The 15,192-nt window shown below is 73.3% G+C and carries 25 protein-coding genes; 22 read left to right on the top strand and 3 right to left on the bottom strand.

The window, feature by feature from the left end; genetic code table 11:
- Positions 1-226, top strand: a 226-nt coding sequence (locus tag ACWDD9_RS10490; RefSeq protein WP_449811366.1) for a sensor histidine kinase, incomplete at its 5' end; no start/stop codon positions are given.
- Positions 227-322: 96 nt separating this feature from the next.
- Here the strand turns inward: ACWDD9_RS10490 and ACWDD9_RS10485 are convergent.
- The 3 genes from ACWDD9_RS10485 to ACWDD9_RS10475 all read right to left on the bottom strand — a co-directional run bounded on the left by ACWDD9_RS10485 (position 323) and on the right by ACWDD9_RS10475 (position 2,647).
- Positions 323-499 carry a hypothetical protein gene (locus ACWDD9_RS10485; protein ID WP_158077680.1) on the bottom strand — a complete coding sequence of 59 codons (177 nt, stop codon included), beginning with the start codon at positions 497-499 and terminating at the stop codon, positions 323-325.
- A gap of 604 nt (positions 500-1,103) precedes the next feature.
- A complete protein-coding gene (locus tag ACWDD9_RS10480) occupies positions 1,104-1,856 on the bottom strand; it encodes a glycosyltransferase family 2 protein (RefSeq protein WP_449811365.1) in 753 nt (250 codons plus the stop codon).
- A 2-nt stretch (positions 1,857-1,858) separates the two neighbouring features.
- Entirely contained in the window at positions 1,859-2,647 is a 789-nt protein-coding gene (locus ACWDD9_RS10475; RefSeq protein WP_449811364.1) for a GntR family transcriptional regulator, read from the bottom strand.
- Positions 2,648-3,096: 449 nt separating this feature from the next.
- Here ACWDD9_RS10475 and ACWDD9_RS10470 point away from each other — a divergent pair, with 449 nt between their 5' ends.
- The 21 genes from ACWDD9_RS10470 (at position 3,097) to ACWDD9_RS10370 (ending at position 15,183) form a co-directional block, all read left to right on the top strand.
- On the top strand, positions 3,097-3,345 hold the full coding sequence (locus ACWDD9_RS10470) for a hypothetical protein (protein ID WP_449811363.1): 249 nt from the start codon (positions 3,097-3,099) through the stop codon (positions 3,343-3,345).
- The gene (locus tag ACWDD9_RS10465) at positions 3,345-3,707 is read left to right on the top strand and encodes a WhiB family transcriptional regulator (RefSeq protein WP_449811362.1); all 363 of its coding nucleotides are present in this window, start codon (positions 3,345-3,347) and stop codon (positions 3,705-3,707) included. The genes ACWDD9_RS10470 and ACWDD9_RS10465 overlap by 1 nt, the downstream gene beginning before the upstream one ends.
- A gap of 32 nt (positions 3,708-3,739) precedes the next feature.
- Positions 3,740-4,741 (top strand): hypothetical protein, encoded by a 1,002-nt coding sequence (locus ACWDD9_RS10460; RefSeq protein ID WP_449811361.1) that lies wholly within the window; start codon positions 3,740-3,742, stop codon positions 4,739-4,741.
- Positions 4,738-5,112, top strand: a complete 375-nt coding sequence (locus tag ACWDD9_RS10455; protein ID WP_449811360.1) for an RRQRL motif-containing zinc-binding protein — start codon at positions 4,738-4,740, stop codon at positions 5,110-5,112. Before ACWDD9_RS10460 ends, ACWDD9_RS10455 begins: the two co-directional genes overlap by 4 nt.
- 18 nt (positions 5,113-5,130) lie before the next feature.
- The gene (locus ACWDD9_RS10450) at positions 5,131-5,328 is read left to right on the top strand and encodes a hypothetical protein (RefSeq protein ID WP_449811359.1); all 198 of its coding nucleotides are present in this window, start codon (positions 5,131-5,133) and stop codon (positions 5,326-5,328) included.
- A 14-nt stretch (positions 5,329-5,342) separates the two neighbouring features.
- Complete coding sequence (locus ACWDD9_RS10445) at positions 5,343-5,729, top strand: RapZ C-terminal domain-containing protein (RefSeq protein ID WP_449811358.1); 387 nt, start codon at positions 5,343-5,345, stop codon at positions 5,727-5,729.
- Positions 5,730-5,743: 14 nt separating this feature from the next.
- Positions 5,744-5,986, top strand: a complete 243-nt coding sequence (locus tag ACWDD9_RS10440) for a hypothetical protein (protein WP_449811356.1) — start codon at positions 5,744-5,746, stop codon at positions 5,984-5,986.
- Positions 5,987-6,003: 17 nt separating this feature from the next.
- On the top strand, positions 6,004-6,240 hold the full coding sequence (locus ACWDD9_RS10435; protein ID WP_449811355.1) for a hypothetical protein: 237 nt from the start codon (positions 6,004-6,006) through the stop codon (positions 6,238-6,240).
- A gap of 18 nt (positions 6,241-6,258) precedes the next feature.
- The gene (locus ACWDD9_RS10430) at positions 6,259-6,795 is read left to right on the top strand and encodes a hypothetical protein (protein ID WP_449811354.1); all 537 of its coding nucleotides are present in this window, start codon (positions 6,259-6,261) and stop codon (positions 6,793-6,795) included.
- A 22-nt stretch (positions 6,796-6,817) separates the two neighbouring features.
- Positions 6,818-7,447, top strand: coding sequence for a plasmid transfer protein TraA (gene traA, locus ACWDD9_RS10425; RefSeq protein WP_449811353.1), 630 nt, complete (start codon positions 6,818-6,820; stop codon positions 7,445-7,447).
- A 141-nt stretch (positions 7,448-7,588) separates the two neighbouring features.
- On the top strand, positions 7,589-9,640 hold the full coding sequence (gene traB, locus ACWDD9_RS10420; protein WP_449811351.1) for a plasmid transfer protein TraB: 2,052 nt from the start codon (positions 7,589-7,591) through the stop codon (positions 9,638-9,640).
- Between the two features lie 222 nt (positions 9,641-9,862).
- Complete coding sequence (locus ACWDD9_RS10415; protein ID WP_449811350.1) at positions 9,863-10,054, top strand: hypothetical protein; 192 nt, start codon at positions 9,863-9,865, stop codon at positions 10,052-10,054.
- Between the two features lie 32 nt (positions 10,055-10,086).
- A complete protein-coding gene (locus ACWDD9_RS10410; RefSeq protein ID WP_449811349.1) occupies positions 10,087-10,518 on the top strand; it encodes a hypothetical protein in 432 nt (143 codons plus the stop codon).
- Positions 10,519-10,614: 96 nt separating this feature from the next.
- The gene (locus ACWDD9_RS10405) at positions 10,615-10,881 is read left to right on the top strand and encodes a hypothetical protein (RefSeq protein WP_449811348.1); all 267 of its coding nucleotides are present in this window, start codon (positions 10,615-10,617) and stop codon (positions 10,879-10,881) included.
- 51 nt (positions 10,882-10,932) lie between these two features.
- Positions 10,933-11,217, top strand: coding sequence for a hypothetical protein (locus ACWDD9_RS10400; protein ID WP_449811347.1), 285 nt, complete (start codon positions 10,933-10,935; stop codon positions 11,215-11,217).
- A gap of 116 nt (positions 11,218-11,333) precedes the next feature.
- Positions 11,334-12,122, top strand: coding sequence for a PP2C family protein-serine/threonine phosphatase (locus tag ACWDD9_RS10395; RefSeq protein WP_449811346.1), 789 nt, complete (start codon positions 11,334-11,336; stop codon positions 12,120-12,122).
- A gap of 32 nt (positions 12,123-12,154) precedes the next feature.
- The gene (locus tag ACWDD9_RS10390; RefSeq protein WP_449811345.1) at positions 12,155-12,370 is read left to right on the top strand and encodes a hypothetical protein; all 216 of its coding nucleotides are present in this window, start codon (positions 12,155-12,157) and stop codon (positions 12,368-12,370) included.
- A gap of 70 nt (positions 12,371-12,440) precedes the next feature.
- Positions 12,441-12,890: a hypothetical protein gene (locus tag ACWDD9_RS10385; protein WP_449811344.1), complete on the top strand. Its 450-nt coding sequence runs from the start codon at positions 12,441-12,443 to the stop codon at positions 12,888-12,890.
- Between the two features lie 120 nt (positions 12,891-13,010).
- Positions 13,011-13,496, top strand: coding sequence for a single-stranded DNA-binding protein (locus ACWDD9_RS10380; protein ID WP_449811343.1), 486 nt, complete (start codon positions 13,011-13,013; stop codon positions 13,494-13,496).
- A 113-nt stretch (positions 13,497-13,609) separates the two neighbouring features.
- Positions 13,610-14,206, top strand: a complete 597-nt coding sequence (locus ACWDD9_RS10375; protein ID WP_449811342.1) for a hypothetical protein — start codon at positions 13,610-13,612, stop codon at positions 14,204-14,206.
- 20 nt (positions 14,207-14,226) lie between these two features.
- Positions 14,227-15,183, top strand: coding sequence for a DNA cytosine methyltransferase (locus ACWDD9_RS10370; protein WP_449811341.1), 957 nt, complete (start codon positions 14,227-14,229; stop codon positions 15,181-15,183).
- The last annotated feature ends 9 nt before the right edge of the window (positions 15,184-15,192 follow it).

Raw genomic sequence — 15,192 nt, 5'->3', positions numbered from 1 at the left:
CGACGGCCCGCGGATCACCGTCCGCGACCACGGCCCCGGCTACCCCGAGGACCTCCTCCGCCACGGCCCGCAGCGCTTCCGCACCAACGCCCCCGAACGCGGCCGCGGCCACGGCCTCGGCCTCACCATCGCCACCGGCCACGCCCGCGTCATCGGCGCCACCCTGACCTTCGCCAACCACCCCGCCGGCGGCGCCCTCGCCACCCTCACCCTCCCCCCGAACTGACCCCGGACACGACGGAAGGGCCGGCCCGACACCCGTCGGACCGGCCCTTCCCGTTCTGCGCGGAGCCCCCTGTCGGGTTCGAACCGACGACCCCCGCTACTGGGCCGGACGGGACCTGTCGGCCGGGGCTTCAAGATGGCGCGCGAGGATGGCGGCGAACGCGAGGTACGCCTCGATCTTCGCGGCTCCGACGAGAGCATCGGGTGACACATGCTTTGGCAGCCGGTCCAGGTACGCGCGGGCAGCGTTGGCGTGGTCAACGTAGTCACTCATGCAGGCCCCCCTGAGGATGATCACGAAGTTTGTGCGAAGCCTACGGCTGTACACCGGGCGGCGGCGCTGTTTCGGCGGATGTCCCGTCCGGACCAAGGTCGACAGTGCCGAGCGCCGCCGGCACACTTCGGGCTGAGCGGGTGGTTCCCTCCTCGATCGGGCAGCTTCGCCGCACCCGGGTTCTCCAGGAGCCGCCAAGGCCAAGGCCGGTGTCTCCCCGGACATCCACTTCCACGACGTCCCGCACACCGGACGCTTCTGGCACGCCCGTGGCACAGCCCGAGCAGGACCGCAGCAACGACGAAGGGCCAACTCTCCCGGATCACCCCGGCGAACTGGCCCTCCGTACGACGAGCCCCCTGTCGGGTTCGAACCGACGACCCCCGCTTTACAAGATCAAACGCGGTCGTCGGGGACCGGCCCGAACGCATCCCGTCCGCCAGCGCCGAGTGTTCACGGAGACGCGCGGGTGTGTCGGCGTCCACGCGTGTTGATGTCAGGAAGCGATGTCAGCATCACATCTTCACCGACCCCAGCGGAGCGCCCATACGGCCCGGGCCCGACAGCGATTCGCTGTCGGGCCCGGGCCTTTTTGCGTTTCGGCTCACACGTCGACACGCCAGCCATCGAGCGCTGCGAGCACCCGCGCCCGCGCCTCGATGACCGCCATCCGCGCAGTCCTCTCGCCCCCATGGACGTGAGCGCTGGACGCAGTGCTCTGCCCCGGCCACTTGCGGTACAGAAGGCCAGTCTCGGCCGAGAACCAGCCACGGCTGACCGCGTTCAGCGCCATGAGAATCCCGGTGTCCTCGCTCGCCGGCAGGGCCATCCATCCGCCAAGGGCGAGCACGAGGTCACGCCGCGCGCACAGGGTCGCCGGGTGGACTTGAGCGCGGAAGTCGTGCGCCTTCCAGTGCTCAAGGACGGTCCCGCGCTCGATCGGCCCCTCCGGGGGGTCCTGGTCGAACCCCACAGTCGAGCCGTCTGGAAGCAGATCAAGCACCCGCGACGTCGACCAGCAGATCCCGGGCCGCTGAAGTGCTGCAAGGTCCCGCGCGAGCGCGCCCTCCACCAACATGTCGTCGGCGTCCAGCACCTTGACGTACTGCCCGGTGGCCCGGGAAAGGGCCATCGTGCGAGCCACGCCGGCCCGGCCGTGCCGCCCCTGCCCGAAGGTGATGCGAGGGTCATCCGGCACGAAGGGAGCGACGGTATCGGTCTCCCCGTCCTCCTGAATGACCCACTGCCAGTCCCAGCCGTCGGGCAGTTCCTGGGCCAGCAGTGACTTGTAGGCGTCCGATAGGTAGGACGCGGACGGTCCGTGAACCGCCGTGATGACGGAGATGACGTGGGTCATGCTCACCACCTTGTCAGCTTGGTCGTGAAGGTGAGTTCAGTTCGGTCGCCCGGCAGCACGACGTCGGCGACCTCTACCACTCGATCGGTCGTGTCGATGCCGACCTTGCGCAGGATGACCACGGACACGCCCGCCGGGAGGCCCAGCTCCTCAGCTTCCTCCGGCGCAGGAGGCCGGGCCTGGAATGTCTCCACCACCCGGTCCAGCTCGATCCCTACAGTCCAGAGCTGGTTCTGCGTCCCGCCCGGCCACGGCTCCTGGTCGTCCCGCAGGAGATCGGGATTGCCGGAGATCATGTCGAGCACCAAGTACGACTGCGAGCGGTTGAGCGGTGTGCGCTCCTCTCGGTACCTCGTCCGGTACGTCCGCTGAAGCAGCATCGTGCCCTCGGTGATGCCGAACACCTCCGCAAGCCCCGCAGTCGCGGGAACCTGCTTGTAGGTCGCCTCGAAGACCAGATCGTTGATCGTGAGGCCGGTATCGCGCTCGGTAGCCCCTGTCCTCAGTCGCTCGACCTCGGGCTGGCGTGCCCGGTCCTTCTCCCACTGGTGGCGCGCGTTGTCGCGGACGACCTTGGTCGGCTCCTTCCGGACGAACGTGCCCCGGCCGTGCTGCTTCTCAATCAGACCCTCGGCAACCAAGACGCCAACTGCCTGCCTGATGGTCGGAACGCTTGTGTCGTACTGCGTCGCGAGAGCTGTCTCAGCAGACAGCCGATCTCCCGGCATGAGCTGACCTGCGCGGATCTCTTCCCGTAGAGCGTCTGCGATCCGCTCGTACACCTTCGCCATGGCGACTCCACCGTCCCTGGTTGCGTGACTCGTCCAGGATAAGTCCTCAAGAGGAGTTGACGACTCCCTGAGAGTCCGTCATAGTCATCTCAGCTCCTAAAGAGGAGTTGAGGACAAGTCTTCAACATGACTCTTAGGGCTTGCTTGACCTGCACAAATGCGCCCGGAGGGGTGGGGTGACAGCCCCCCGAAGGCAGTGCTTGACCTTTGAGAACTCAACAGAGTGCTTAGACGACGGGGCGCGTCCCCGTCCCCGCGCGGACCGGGTGACGTCCGCACGTTTCGAGTGTCTTTGGTCCCCGATCCGCCCGCTCGCCGGTCGGGTCGGGGGTCATGGCTGCTCGTGATGTGACGAGTAGCTGGGCCCGCACGAGTCGGGCCGCCGCGCTCCCGGCCAAGGTTCGCGCGGCGGCCCTGCGGGCTCACCCACCATCTGACGAGGTGACCCCATGAAACTGTACGTCGGAGACCAGGAGGCATTGACGCCCCTGGAGTTCGCGGAGCTGGCGCTCGGCGTCGGCATCGACGTCGAGCTGTTCATCGGCACCGAGGACGAGACCGCCGAGGACCGGCTGGTCCGACTCGACGCCGCGCGGGACATCCTGCGGGACCTGGACGGCCCGGCGGCCGGCTTCGGGTCCGCGCTCATGTACACCGCCGAGCGCTACCGGGCGCGGACCTGGAAGGCGGCGGCGTGATGGCCCAGCCCCGCACCCTGACCACGAACGCGACCCGTACCCCGCACCTGGTCGCCCGCCCGGCGGCCACCGTGCTCGCCGAGTACCGCCCGAACCCGGACAGCGACCTGCGCGGCGCCGCCTGCGCCGACAGCGACACCAACCTGTTCTATCCGGACTCCGAGGAGATGGGACCCGAGACCGCCGAGTGGGCTGAGCGCCGCGCCAAGATGATGTGCGCTGGCTGCCCGGTGAAGTCCCTGTGCTTGGCCGACGCGCTGGAGCGCAAGGAGCCGCATGGCATCTTTGGCGGCCTGAACGAGCGCGAGCGCAACAGCCTGCTGCGGCGGGCGGCCCGGGTGAACGCCGGGGGTGCCGGGTGAGTGTTCACCGCTCCGGCGGGGGTGTTCACCCGGTGCTCACCGAGGTGCCCACCCCGGCCCAGATCCGCCGTACGTCGCTCGTGATCAGCACCGGCACCTGGGTGCTGACGGGAGCGGTGGTCGCGGTGAGCATGTCCACCGCCGCCCCGTTCATCGACGCCCATTCACCCGGCTACGGCACCGGCCCCGTCATGGCGGTCGCCGGCGACGGGTGCTTCATCCTGAGCCTCCAGGCGGACAGCGTCCTGTCCCGCTTCGGTGTGAAGCCCGGACGCTGGCCGGCCCTCTTCCGGTGGGTCACCGGGCTGGCCACGGTCTGGCTCAACATCGGGGCCGCCGCGCTGGAAGGTGACCTGGTCGGCGTGGTGATCCACCTGATCCCGCCGCTCTTGTTGCTGCTCGTCGCCGAGGCCGGACCGGCCTACCGCCGGGCCCTGGCCCGGCTTGCGAAGCGGCCCCAGCCGCCGCTCCGCACCCGCCCGGCCACAGTCCCGCAGGTCGCCCGGCAGGTGGTGAACGTCCCGCTGTTCACCCTCCCGCAGGCCCCGTTCACCCCTGCCCCGCAGCCCGCCGAGCCCCTGCCGCCTGGCCTCGGAATCGAGGCCCGGGAGGTGCTCCCGGCGGGTCCGGCGGAGGCGGTGAACACCGAGCCCGTTCACCCGGTGCTCACCTCCGTTCACCCGGCCCCGGCCGACATCGCCGAGGCGTTCGCCGGTCCGGCCGCAGACGCCGCCGACGACGGGATCGACGGCCCGGTGTACCCGGACGGACCGGACCTGGTGAACACCCCGGAACCCGAGGCGTTCACCGCCGAGGACGAGGCGAACACCCTCGCCGACGAGGTGAACACCGACCCGCAGGAGCCCGCCCGTCTGGACGGCGCCGAGGCCGCCCGCGTGATCGAGCAGTGCTGGCGCGACCGCGTCTCGCAGCGCGAGGCCGCCCGCCGCTCCACCCGCTCCCCTGCCTACGTCAGCGCCGTCTACAAGCGGCTCAGCGAGCAGGACGGCGCCGCCGGGGCGGTGGCCGCATGAGCCGCCCCCGCCACTGGGACCCCGACGGGGCCCGCCACGGCGGCACGCCCACCTACCCGTGGCGCATGGCGCCGAGTGGCCTCTTCACCCGCCGCCAGCTCCGCGCCAAGGGCCTGCGCCCCGGCGGCCAGGACCCGGTCGCGCAGGTCCTGTGGCGCTCCCGCTACGGCGGCACTCGCCCCGCCTACCTCTACCGCCTCGCGCTGGCCAAGCCCGTGCGGCCGATGACCGCCGCGCGGGCCGCCGCCCTCGCCAAGGCCAACCAGGCGCGCCGCACCTGCCCCGCCTGCGGGCGGGACGCTGGCTACGTCCTGCCCGCGCACCTCGGAGCCTGCCTGACCTGCGCCGATCCCGTCGCCCTCGCGGCCTGAAACCCCAGGAGATCCACTGTGAACATCCCGATCGGGTTCGACCAGAGCCGCGTCCTGGACATCTTCCAGCTCGACGGCGTCATGTGCGCCCACACCAGCACCGAGGACGGCACCCACCACCGGTGGCACGCCTTCACCATCGACGGCCACTGCCTCGGCTCCGTCGGCCGGCCCGAGATGCTCGGCTGGATGATCCGCCGCGCCCGCTGGCACTGAACGGAGACCCGGCCATGGCCATCACCGAGATCAACGTCGTCAGCTTCGGCTACCTGCACGGCGACCCGCCCGAGGCGCACCTGACCCTCGACCTGCGCCGCCACTTCCGCGACCCGCACGTCGACCCCGCCTTGCGCCACCAGACCGCGCACGACCTGCCGGTGCGCCGAGCGGTGCTCGCCACCCCGGGCATCCCGGAGCTGATCGCCGCCGCCGCGCTGCTGGTCGACTCGTTCGACGCCGGTCCGAGCTGGGCGCCGCTGACCGTCGCGGTCGGCTGCGCGGGCGGCCGGCACCGCGCCGCCACCGTCGCCATGACCCTTGCCGAGCGACTCACCGAGGCCGGCATCTACGTCCGGCTCACCCACCGCGACCTCGGCAAGCCCGTCGTCAACCGCTGACCAGGGAGTTCTTCATGCGCTGGACCCGTGCCGCCGCCCAAACCCTCGCCGCCAGCCTCGACCGGGGCGCCGCCGACAAGCTCCACGGTGCCGCTTCCGGCGACACCGTCGCCGCCGACCCCGCCACCGACGACCTCACCCGCCGGCAGGCCTCGGCCGCCGCCCGCATCCTGCGCGGCCAGGCCCGCGACATGCGCGCCGACGCCGCCGCCATCCGCGACGGCGCCAACCCCGCCGAACTCGGCTACACCGCCTGACCAGGAACGGAGTCCCCGTGACCACCAGCACCACCGCCCCGGACGCTGAGCCCACCCACACCTGGCTGATCACCCTCCAGTACCCGGTGGGCACCAACTTCGGCGTCGTGACCTGCGACGGCACCCTGACCGTCCCGCCCGGCGGCACCCGCGCCCGCGCCTACCGGGAGATCCGCGACTGGCTGACCCAGCAGCGGCCCGAGCTGCGCGACGCGAACGTCCTGTTCCTCTCGCTGGAGCCCTACCGGCTCTGACCGTCCCCGGAGGTCCGCATGGCCCGCATCCGTACCACCAAGGTCCAGATACCGCAGCAGCGCGGCCGGCGGGGAGCGCCCGCCGCGCACGTGGTCGACCTCGGCCCGGGCACCGCCCCGGTCGTCCTGGTCGTCCCCCACCGGCCCTCCCCGGGCGCCCGGTTGGCCCTCGTGACCGGCCGGGCCCTGTGGCGCCGCCGCGTCGCGTGGGCGCCGACCTGGGCCGGGATCGGCGTCTTCGCGGCGGCCGGCGTGCTGTCCGCCGTCCCGGCCGCCGCGCCCGTCTTCGCCGTTCCGGCGGTGCTGCTGCCCGCCGGGTGGGCGCTGACCCTGCGCCTGCACCCCCGCGCGGCCGTGCGCCGCCAGGCCCGTGCCCGCACCCGCGCCGTCGCCGCCTGGAGCGCGGGCTTCGCCTGGGCCGCGCTCGCCCTCTGGTTCGGCCCCGCGAACGGCGTCCTCGCCGCCGCGTGGCTGGCCGGAACCGCCACCGCCCAGACGCTCTGGTCGCAGCGCCGCCGCAAGACCGCCACCCCGATCGACACCCCGCAGGCCTGAACTCCCCTAGGAGGCAGCACAGATGAGCACCCCTCCCCGCAACCCCGGCTCCGACGGCTCGTTCCCGCCCCCGCGCCGCTCCGGTACCCCCCGCCCCGGCGGCACCGGCCCGACCTCCGGGCCCGACTCCTCCGGCTTCCGCAGCACCAGCAAGACCCGCAGCACGACCTACCACTTCAGCTACAACCGCGGCGCCGCCGGAGGGGGCGCCGCGTACGGCGGCGGCCGTGGCCCGGGCGGCCCCGGCGCGGCGTCGGGGCCGATCGGCACCCCGTCCGAGGGCGGGCGCTCCGGCGGCGGCAACGCCTACTCCCCGCTCGGCGACCCGGAGTTCTTCACCAACGCCGACGTGCGCAACTACTGCGAGCAGGGCCGCAAGTCGATGTCCCAGGTGGCGTTCGAACTGGCCATGGCCCACGAGCTGCTGGCCGCCGTGCTCAAGGAGGTCCCCGACGCGGACGGCCGCCCGTTCGGCTCCCAGTTCCGCGCCCGGCGGGTGGCCAAGCACCTGAAGAAGGCCGCCGAGGACGCGAAGGAGTGCGCCGCCGAGGTCGCCCGCACCTACGCCGCGTTCCAGCGCGAGTACGACCCGGAGATCTCCCGCGTCGCCAAGCCGCGCCAGCCCCGCCGCCGCTTCGACTTCGGCGGCTGATCCCGCTCTGACCCCCGGCCGGGGCAGGGCGCGCACAGTCCTCGCCCCCGGACCGCCGCCGGGTGAGCTGTGCCGCGCGCTGCCCCGGGCCGGGCCCCGTCCCCCACTGCCCTCACGCCACGCAGCCCAGGGAGGCCGCCCGTGCGCCGCCAGCAGCCCCAGTTCGCCCAGCTCGACACCGGCCAGGCCGGCTACCTGCACCTCGACCCCAACCAGCACGCCGGCGGCGTCGGCGAGTACCTGCTCCACCGCATGAAGCCCTACCTGCCGCCGTGGATCGTCGCGGGTGGGGCAGGCATCCTGTCCGTCCCGGCGAACGCCATGTGGGGCGAGTCCGCCGCCGGCGCGGTCGGGCTCACCCTCGCCTCGCTCGGCCTCACCGCCGCCACCTGGTGGGCGGGCCGCCCGACCAGCCAGCAGCGCCGTCTGCACTCCGCGATCACCGTCGCCGCCGGCACCTCGTGGTTCACCGCCGCCGCCCTCGCCGGACCCCTCGCCGGGCCCCTTCCCGGCCTCTACCTGATAGGGGGAACGGCGCTCGCGGCGACGTGGAACGTCCGCCAACTGCTGCGGGTCAACCCCGACGGCGTGCCGAACGACGGCGACAAGGGAATCCTGGAGAAGGTCGGCCTCGCCAAGACCATGGTCACCTCCGCCAAGGTCCAGCCCAACAAGGCCGAGTTCGAACTCCAGCTGCCCGGCGGCGAGTTGACGCCGGACGACGTGTCCAAGGCCCTACCGAAACTCGCCGGGGCACTGCGGGTCGCCAAGAACGCCCTGCGCACCACCCCGGACCCGGACGACTCCTCCCGCACGACGCTCACCGTCGTCCCCCACGACCTGCTCAAGGCCGGCGTCCCCTACCCGGGCCCCTCGCACCCGGGCGGGTCGATCGCCGACCCGATCCACACCGGGATCTACGAGGACGGCGCCGACATGGCGATGTTCTTCCCCGGCGACCCGGCCGCCCACCGCAACGCCATGCATTTGTTGATCATGGGGATGACCGGCTCCGGCAAGTCCGAGGGCGGCCTCACCGCGCTGACCGAGGTCATCACCCGCCGGGACGCGATCGTGTGGGCGTCCGACCCGGCCAAGGCCGAGCAGACCCTCGGCCCGCTGCTGCCCGCCCTCGACTGGGCCGCGCTCACCATGGACGACACCAAGGCCATGATCACCGCCCTGCGCGCCGTGATCCCCGCCCGCACGTCCTGGCTGGCCAAGTACGGCTACAAGCAGTGGGAACCGGCCTGCGCCGAAACCCAGGCCGACGGCTCCCCCGGCATGCCCTACCTGATCGCCTGGTTCGAAGAGGCCGCCAAGACGATCCGCGAGACCGACGACGACGTCTTCACCGGCATCGCCCAGGAAGCCCGCTCCGCCGGGATCACCCTGGTCGTCTCGATGCAGCGCGCCTCCCACACCCAGATGAGCACCGACACCCGCGCCTCCCTCGGCTCGTCCTGGGTGTTCGGCCTGCGCGACGACCGCGACGCCGGATTCGCCCTCCCCGACGAGGCCCTCGACGCCGGCGCCTCCCCGCAGGCCTGGAAGGACAAGAAGCCCGGCTACTCCTACCTGGTGGCCAACGGCATCCCCGAAACCTTCTGGGCCACCCCCGGCCGCGCCTACCTCACCCCGGTGGACGCCATGACCTGGGCCGTCCTCGAGTTCGCCGGACTCCGGGCCGCCTGCGACCCCGTCACCGCCAAGGCCGCCGCGAACGCGGTCGGCCCCGCCTTCACCCAGCGCACCCACTACCCCCTCCCCGCCCTGCCCGCCGAGGACGGCGACGAGGACGGGGTCTACGACCAGGAGACCGCCCCGGTGCACTACGACTACGACCTCGACCCCGCCGACGACAGCGACGACGCCGACGAGTGGATCGACCCGGACGCCGAACTCCCGCCCGTCGAACAGGTCGTGGAGATCGCCCGCCCCGAGATCCCGCCGCGCACCAAGGTCGGCAAGGCCGAGGCCAAGAAGATCATGACCGAGCTGCTCGACGAGTTCGAGGCCGAGGGCCGCACCGAGGTCGGCCCGGCCGACTTCATGGAGTACTGCGACCGCTTCAACCGGGGCCGCAGCTGGGTGTCCGGACAGGTCTCCGAGATGGTCGACGCCGGCCGCCTGCGCGAGACCGAGGACGTCGGCCGCTACGCGATCGTCCCGCTCCAGCCGGTCGCCGCCTGACCCTCCCGTGACGGCCCTGACGCGTCAGACGCGTCAGACGGCCCTGACGCCGAACAGGCCGATTCCCCGGGTAACGCGTGCGCGCGAGGGGTGTCTGACGCGTCTGACACCCACTCCTGACGCTTCTGACACCCCCGCCCCGCACGCCCCTGACACCCCTCCCCTCCGCCGCCCGACCACGCCCCGGAACCCGCCCGGGGCGCCCGGAAGGACCCCCTCGCCGTGATCGTCTCCGTCTCCTCCGCCCTGCTGTTCGCCGTCATCACCGTCGTCCTCGTCCGCGCCCAGCGCGTCAGCGCCGGCAGCGCCGCCCTCGTGTGGCTGTCCGGCTTCACCGCCGCCGGCACCGGCCTCGCCGGACCCGTCAACAGCGCCCTCGGCGCCCTCGCCCACTACGTCTCCACCATCCACTGACCCGACCCCGCCCCGCCGACAGGAGAAGCACCGTGGACCACACCGCACACCCGCAGCCGCAGTTCGCCGCCCCGGTGCTCTACACCCAGGACGGCGCCCCCTACTACACCGCCCAACCCGCCCTCGCCCCGCTCGCCCTCTACCACCCGGCCGCGCCGCTCCCCGCCCCGAACCACCACCCCGGGCCCGCCTACCTGCCCGCCCAGCACACCCCCGCCGCCGCGCCGGTCCCGGCGCGCGACCCGTGGCCCGCCCGCCTGCTCGCCGGCGGCATCGGCATCGGCGCCGGAGGACTCGGCCTCGGCTTCCTGCTCCAGACCCTCGCCGCCGCCACCACCGGCCTCGGCCTGCTCGTCGCCGCCCTCGGCGTCCTCTACCTCCTCAAGACCAGCAGCGGCGCTGGCGGCCGGGGCGGACAGGGCGCCGTGAACGTGCACGTCAACGTCACCAACCGCAACCGCTGACCCACCGAAGCAGTCGGCTGGGCCCACCGCGTGACCGGGCGCCACGAGGCCACCCACCTTGCCGCCATCAAGACCGCCTGACCTGGAGGACCCCGCATGGCCCGCCTGCGCCTGCGCTACTTCAGCCTGCCCCGCCCTGTCATCCACCTGCTCGACACCCCCGCCCCGGGGTGCCTCGACTGCAAGGGCGAAGGCTACTGGGGCGACGACCACGACATCGACGAGTACGGCGACCCTAGGTACGTCACCTGCTGCTGCTGGGACCCCGACCGCGGCGGCCACTTGCTGCCCGTCCCCCTCTGGATCGCACGCCACTTCCTCGGCTGGACCCCGACCGACTACTCCGACGAGCCCCTGCTCTGAGACATCACAGCCGGCCCACCCGGCCCCACAACCGCTGACCAGGGAGAACCCATGCCCCGACTCCGCCTGCGCTATGTCACCTGGCCCCGGCCCGCGATCCGCCTGACCGACACCCCCGACCCGAAGTGCCCCGAGTGCGAGGGCGCCGGCGGCTGGACCCGCGACTACGGCCACCCCGAGACCGGCGAGTACGACGGCACCGAGACCGTCCACTGCGCCTGCTGGGACCCGTGGCGCCTCCGCCGCCTGCTGCCCGTCCCGTGCTGGATCGCCCGCCGCTGGCTCGGCTGGACCGAGCCCGACTACTCCGGCTACTCCGACGAGCCGCCGTTCTAGCGCCCCTGGTCGGTCAACTCCCGCCACGCGTACGGCAGTTGCCCGATCCACCCACCCGCGCGGGTGGGTGGTGAGGGGAGCTGGACCGTCCAGCCCACTCACCAGGGGGATGCCCCGTGCACACCACCACCCACGCCGCCGCCCAGGCCCTCGGTGCCCGTACCTTCCAGTGCGACGCCACCGCCCACCACGACGACCCCGGCACCGGCCACCAGGCCTGGGTCCTGCTCGACGGCATCGGCGACCGCCGGCACGTCAGCGAGTGGGTCCCCGGCATCGCGCGGGACCTGGCCGTGCTGGCCGCCCGCCTCGGCGACGCCCACGCCGCGATCGAGCAGATCCGCCCGCTCCTGCACTCCGAGCGCGCCACCCGCTCCTACCCGAAGGGGCAGTACCCGGACGCCGCCGCGATCGTCGCCCTCCACAGCCCCGGCGGCGCCGCGAGCATCGCCTGGGCCGGTGACTGTCGCGCCTACCTCGCCGACGGCACCCGCGCCCGGCTCCTCACCACCGACCACAACGCGGCCGCCGACCAGCGCGCGTCCGGCCACGAGCCCGACCCCCGCGCCCACGACCGCCTCACCTCCTCGCTGTGCTACCTCCCCGGCCGGATCGACGCCATCACCCTGCACTTCGTCCGGCCCACGCGGCTCCTCCTCGCCTCCGACGGCGCCTACCTGCCGCACGAGAACGCCGGGACTCTCCCGGCCGCGCCGGTCGGCCAGGCCCGGAAGGGCCTGGCCGTGGGCTCGCCCCGCATCCTCGCCCCGGTCCTCACCGGAGGCTCGCCCGAGAGGGCCGCCCACCGGATCGCCGACCTGGCCGTGCGATCCGCCGCCAGCCGGACCGACGACCCCGGCCGGGTCGACAACGCCACCGCCATGGTCATCGACCTGCACCCCTAACCCACACGCCGCCAGGAAGGGAGAACGCCGGCATGTACGACGAGGACCCGGACGACGCCGACCACGACACCTGGTACGAGGAGCAGTCCACCTACGCCTATTGGCGGGACGAGGAGGGAGCCGCCGACGCCGCCTCGGACGCCACCGACGACCAGTGGCAGGACTTGGAGACCTGCCCCGAGTGCTGCGGCCTCGGCCACGCGAACACGGACGACGACCGCGTCTACTGCCCCACCTGCGGGGAGTGACAAGCAACCCCTCACCCGCCCCGCCAGGCGCCCGACCGAACCCACCACCGACGACACCAAGAAGGACCCCGTGGACACCGTGCTCGCCAGCCTCATCGCCGTCATCGGCACCCTCACCGGGAGCCTCGGCACCATCCACCTCCAGCAGCGCGCCGCCCGCCGCGCCACCCACCGCCACGACCTCCAGACCGCCGGCGGACACCTCCTCACCGCCCTGACCGCCTACCGCGCCGCCGTCTACCCCCTATGGACCGCCACCACCGCCAACCCCGACAGCACCCCCGCCGAGCAGATCGCCGCCGTCCGCACCGCGCGGGCCGCGCTCACCGCCGCCCGCGACACCCTCTTCCTCCTCACCGCCGACACCGCCGTCCGCGACGCCGTACACGCCGCCCTCGACGCCACCTTCGCCCTCGGCGACGACCAGGAACAGGACCAGATCACCACCGGCCGCCCGGCCGCCCTGGGCGCCCACCACACCCTCCTCGACGCCCTCGCCACCGCCATCGAAGCCGCCTGACGGGCCTGCCCGACCGACCGTGCCGCCCGGACCACCACCGCAGCCAGCGGTCGGGGCCCGGGCGGTGCGGGGGACGGGTAGACCCCGCTCCCGACACCACCGATGCCCTGGGAGGCACCCGTGTCCGTGGGAGAGACTCCGATCACCGTCGTCGGCAACCTCACCGACGACCCCGAACTGCGCTTCACCCCGCAGGGCGTGGCCATGGCCCGCTTCACCATCGCCTCCACCCCCCGCACCTACGACAAGACCACCGGGCAGTGGCGCGACGGCACCGCGCTGTTCCTGCGCGCCACCGCCTGGCGCGAGATGGCCGAGCACGTCACCGAGTCCCTGACCAAGGGCATGCGCGTGGTCGTCGCCGGCCGCCTGGTGCAGCACAACTGGCAGACCCCGGAGGGCGAGAACCGCTCCATGCTCGGCCTCGACGTCGACGAGGTCGGCCCCAGTCTGCGCTTCGCCACCGCCAAGGTCACCAAGGCCCAGCGCGGCGGCGGCGCCCCGGCCGCGCGCCCGGCCGACCCGTGGTCCACCGCCGCGCCGGCCGCGCCCGGCAGCGAGTGGAACGGCGCGCCGGCCGACGGCTCGGCCGAGCCGCCGTTCTAACCGGACTGCACCCCGAGCAGCACAAGAAGGCCCCGCAGCAGCCGTCAGATCTTGGCAGAGAAGCGGCTGCTGCGGGGCCCGTCCGATCCCCTCGCAGAGACCAGGACTCCAGCATGCCCCAGTTCGGCCCCCGCACGCTCGTCGTCATCGACAACGCCGCCGACCGGGACGAGGCCAGCGACGGCCACTCCCGCTACGGCGCCTACCTCACCCAGCACGCCGACCACTTCCACGACGACGGGCAGCCGCTCCACCCGGTCGACTTCGCGATCACCGCGTGGCGCACGGCCACCGTCCCGGTGATGGCCCCCGGGTACGTGAACGTGCGGTTCGACGTCTACCCCCTCGACGTCTGCCACGACCACAACGGTGGCGTGCGGTTCTGCGCCAGGGTCGGCCTGCGGCACGGCGATCTCGCACGCCGCCCCGCCGGCCGCCCGCGCCCCCTGGACTGGGAGCGCGCTCCGGGGGAGTCCTCCCACGAGCAGTGGCCCGTGCTCGTCGAGCCGGAGCGCACCGACCGCCCGGCCGTCCTGGTCGCCGCCACCCTGTTCGTCCCGATCCCGGACAGCATCCTGGTGCAGCCCACCACGGCCAGGCCCGGACGCATCCTCACCCATGAGGCCAAGACCGTGGTCGCCGCCCTCGCCGCACACGCCAACGATGCGCTGGCCCCGCTCGTGAACGACCTGCTCGGCGGTTCCCGGTGAGCCCCCGGACCCTGCGGGCGGTGGACCTGTTCGCAGGCGTCGGCGGGCTCGACCTCCCCGCCCGCGAGTTGGGCGTCCACGTGACCGGGATCGAGTGCAGCCCGGACGCATGCGCCACCCGCCGCGCGGCCGGGCTGACCACGATCGAGGACGACGTCCGCCGCTACGGGCCCGGCGACTTCCCCGACGCCGAACTGCTGCTCGGCGGCCCGCCGTGTCAGCCGTTCTCCGCCGCCGGCACCGGCGCCGGACGCCGGGCCCTGGGCGACATCGTCGCGTTCGCCCATCGGCTGTCCGAGCGACGAACCGTCGCCCGCCACGGCCACACCCCGGTGGACGACCTGATCCGGCTCGTCCTGGAACCCCTGCGCTGGGTGCTGGACGCCACGGACGCCGGAAGGCCCTTCAGGGCGATCGTCCTGGAGCAGGTTCCCGCCGTCCTGCCCGTGTGGCAGACCTACGCCGCGATCCTGCGGGCCGAGGGCTACAGCGCCGTGGCGGGCGTCGTGCGGGCCGAGGAGTACGGCGTCCCGCAGACCCGCCGCCGCGCCGTCCTGATCGCCCGCCGCACCGGCACCGCCGCCCTGCCCGCGCCCACCCACCGGCCCTACGCCAAGGGCACTCCCCGCACGGCCGGCGACCCGGCCCTGCTGCCGTGGACGGCTATGGGCGACATCCTGCCCCAGCGCGGCCCGTTCACGGTCGTCTCCAACTACGGCACCGGCGGCGACCCGGCCAAGCGCGGCCGCCGCACCAGCGCCGAGCCGTCCGCCACCGTCACCGGCAAGGTCTCCCGCGTCCGCGTGCTCGCCGACGACGGCGCCGAGTCCCGCTTCACCTGGGCCGAGGCGGGCGCCTTGCAGTCCTTCCCGCCGGACCACCCGTGGTCCGGCCGCGACATCGGCCAGCAGATCGGCAACGCCGTCCCGCCCCGTCTCGGCGCCGCCCTGCTCACCGCCGCCATCCACCGCGCCTGACGATAGGTC

The sequence above is a fragment of the Kitasatospora sp. NPDC001119 genome (genome assembly GCF_053598475.1).
Note: the sequence above shows the minus strand (reverse complement) of the source record. Positions and strands in the feature narration are given on the sequence as shown.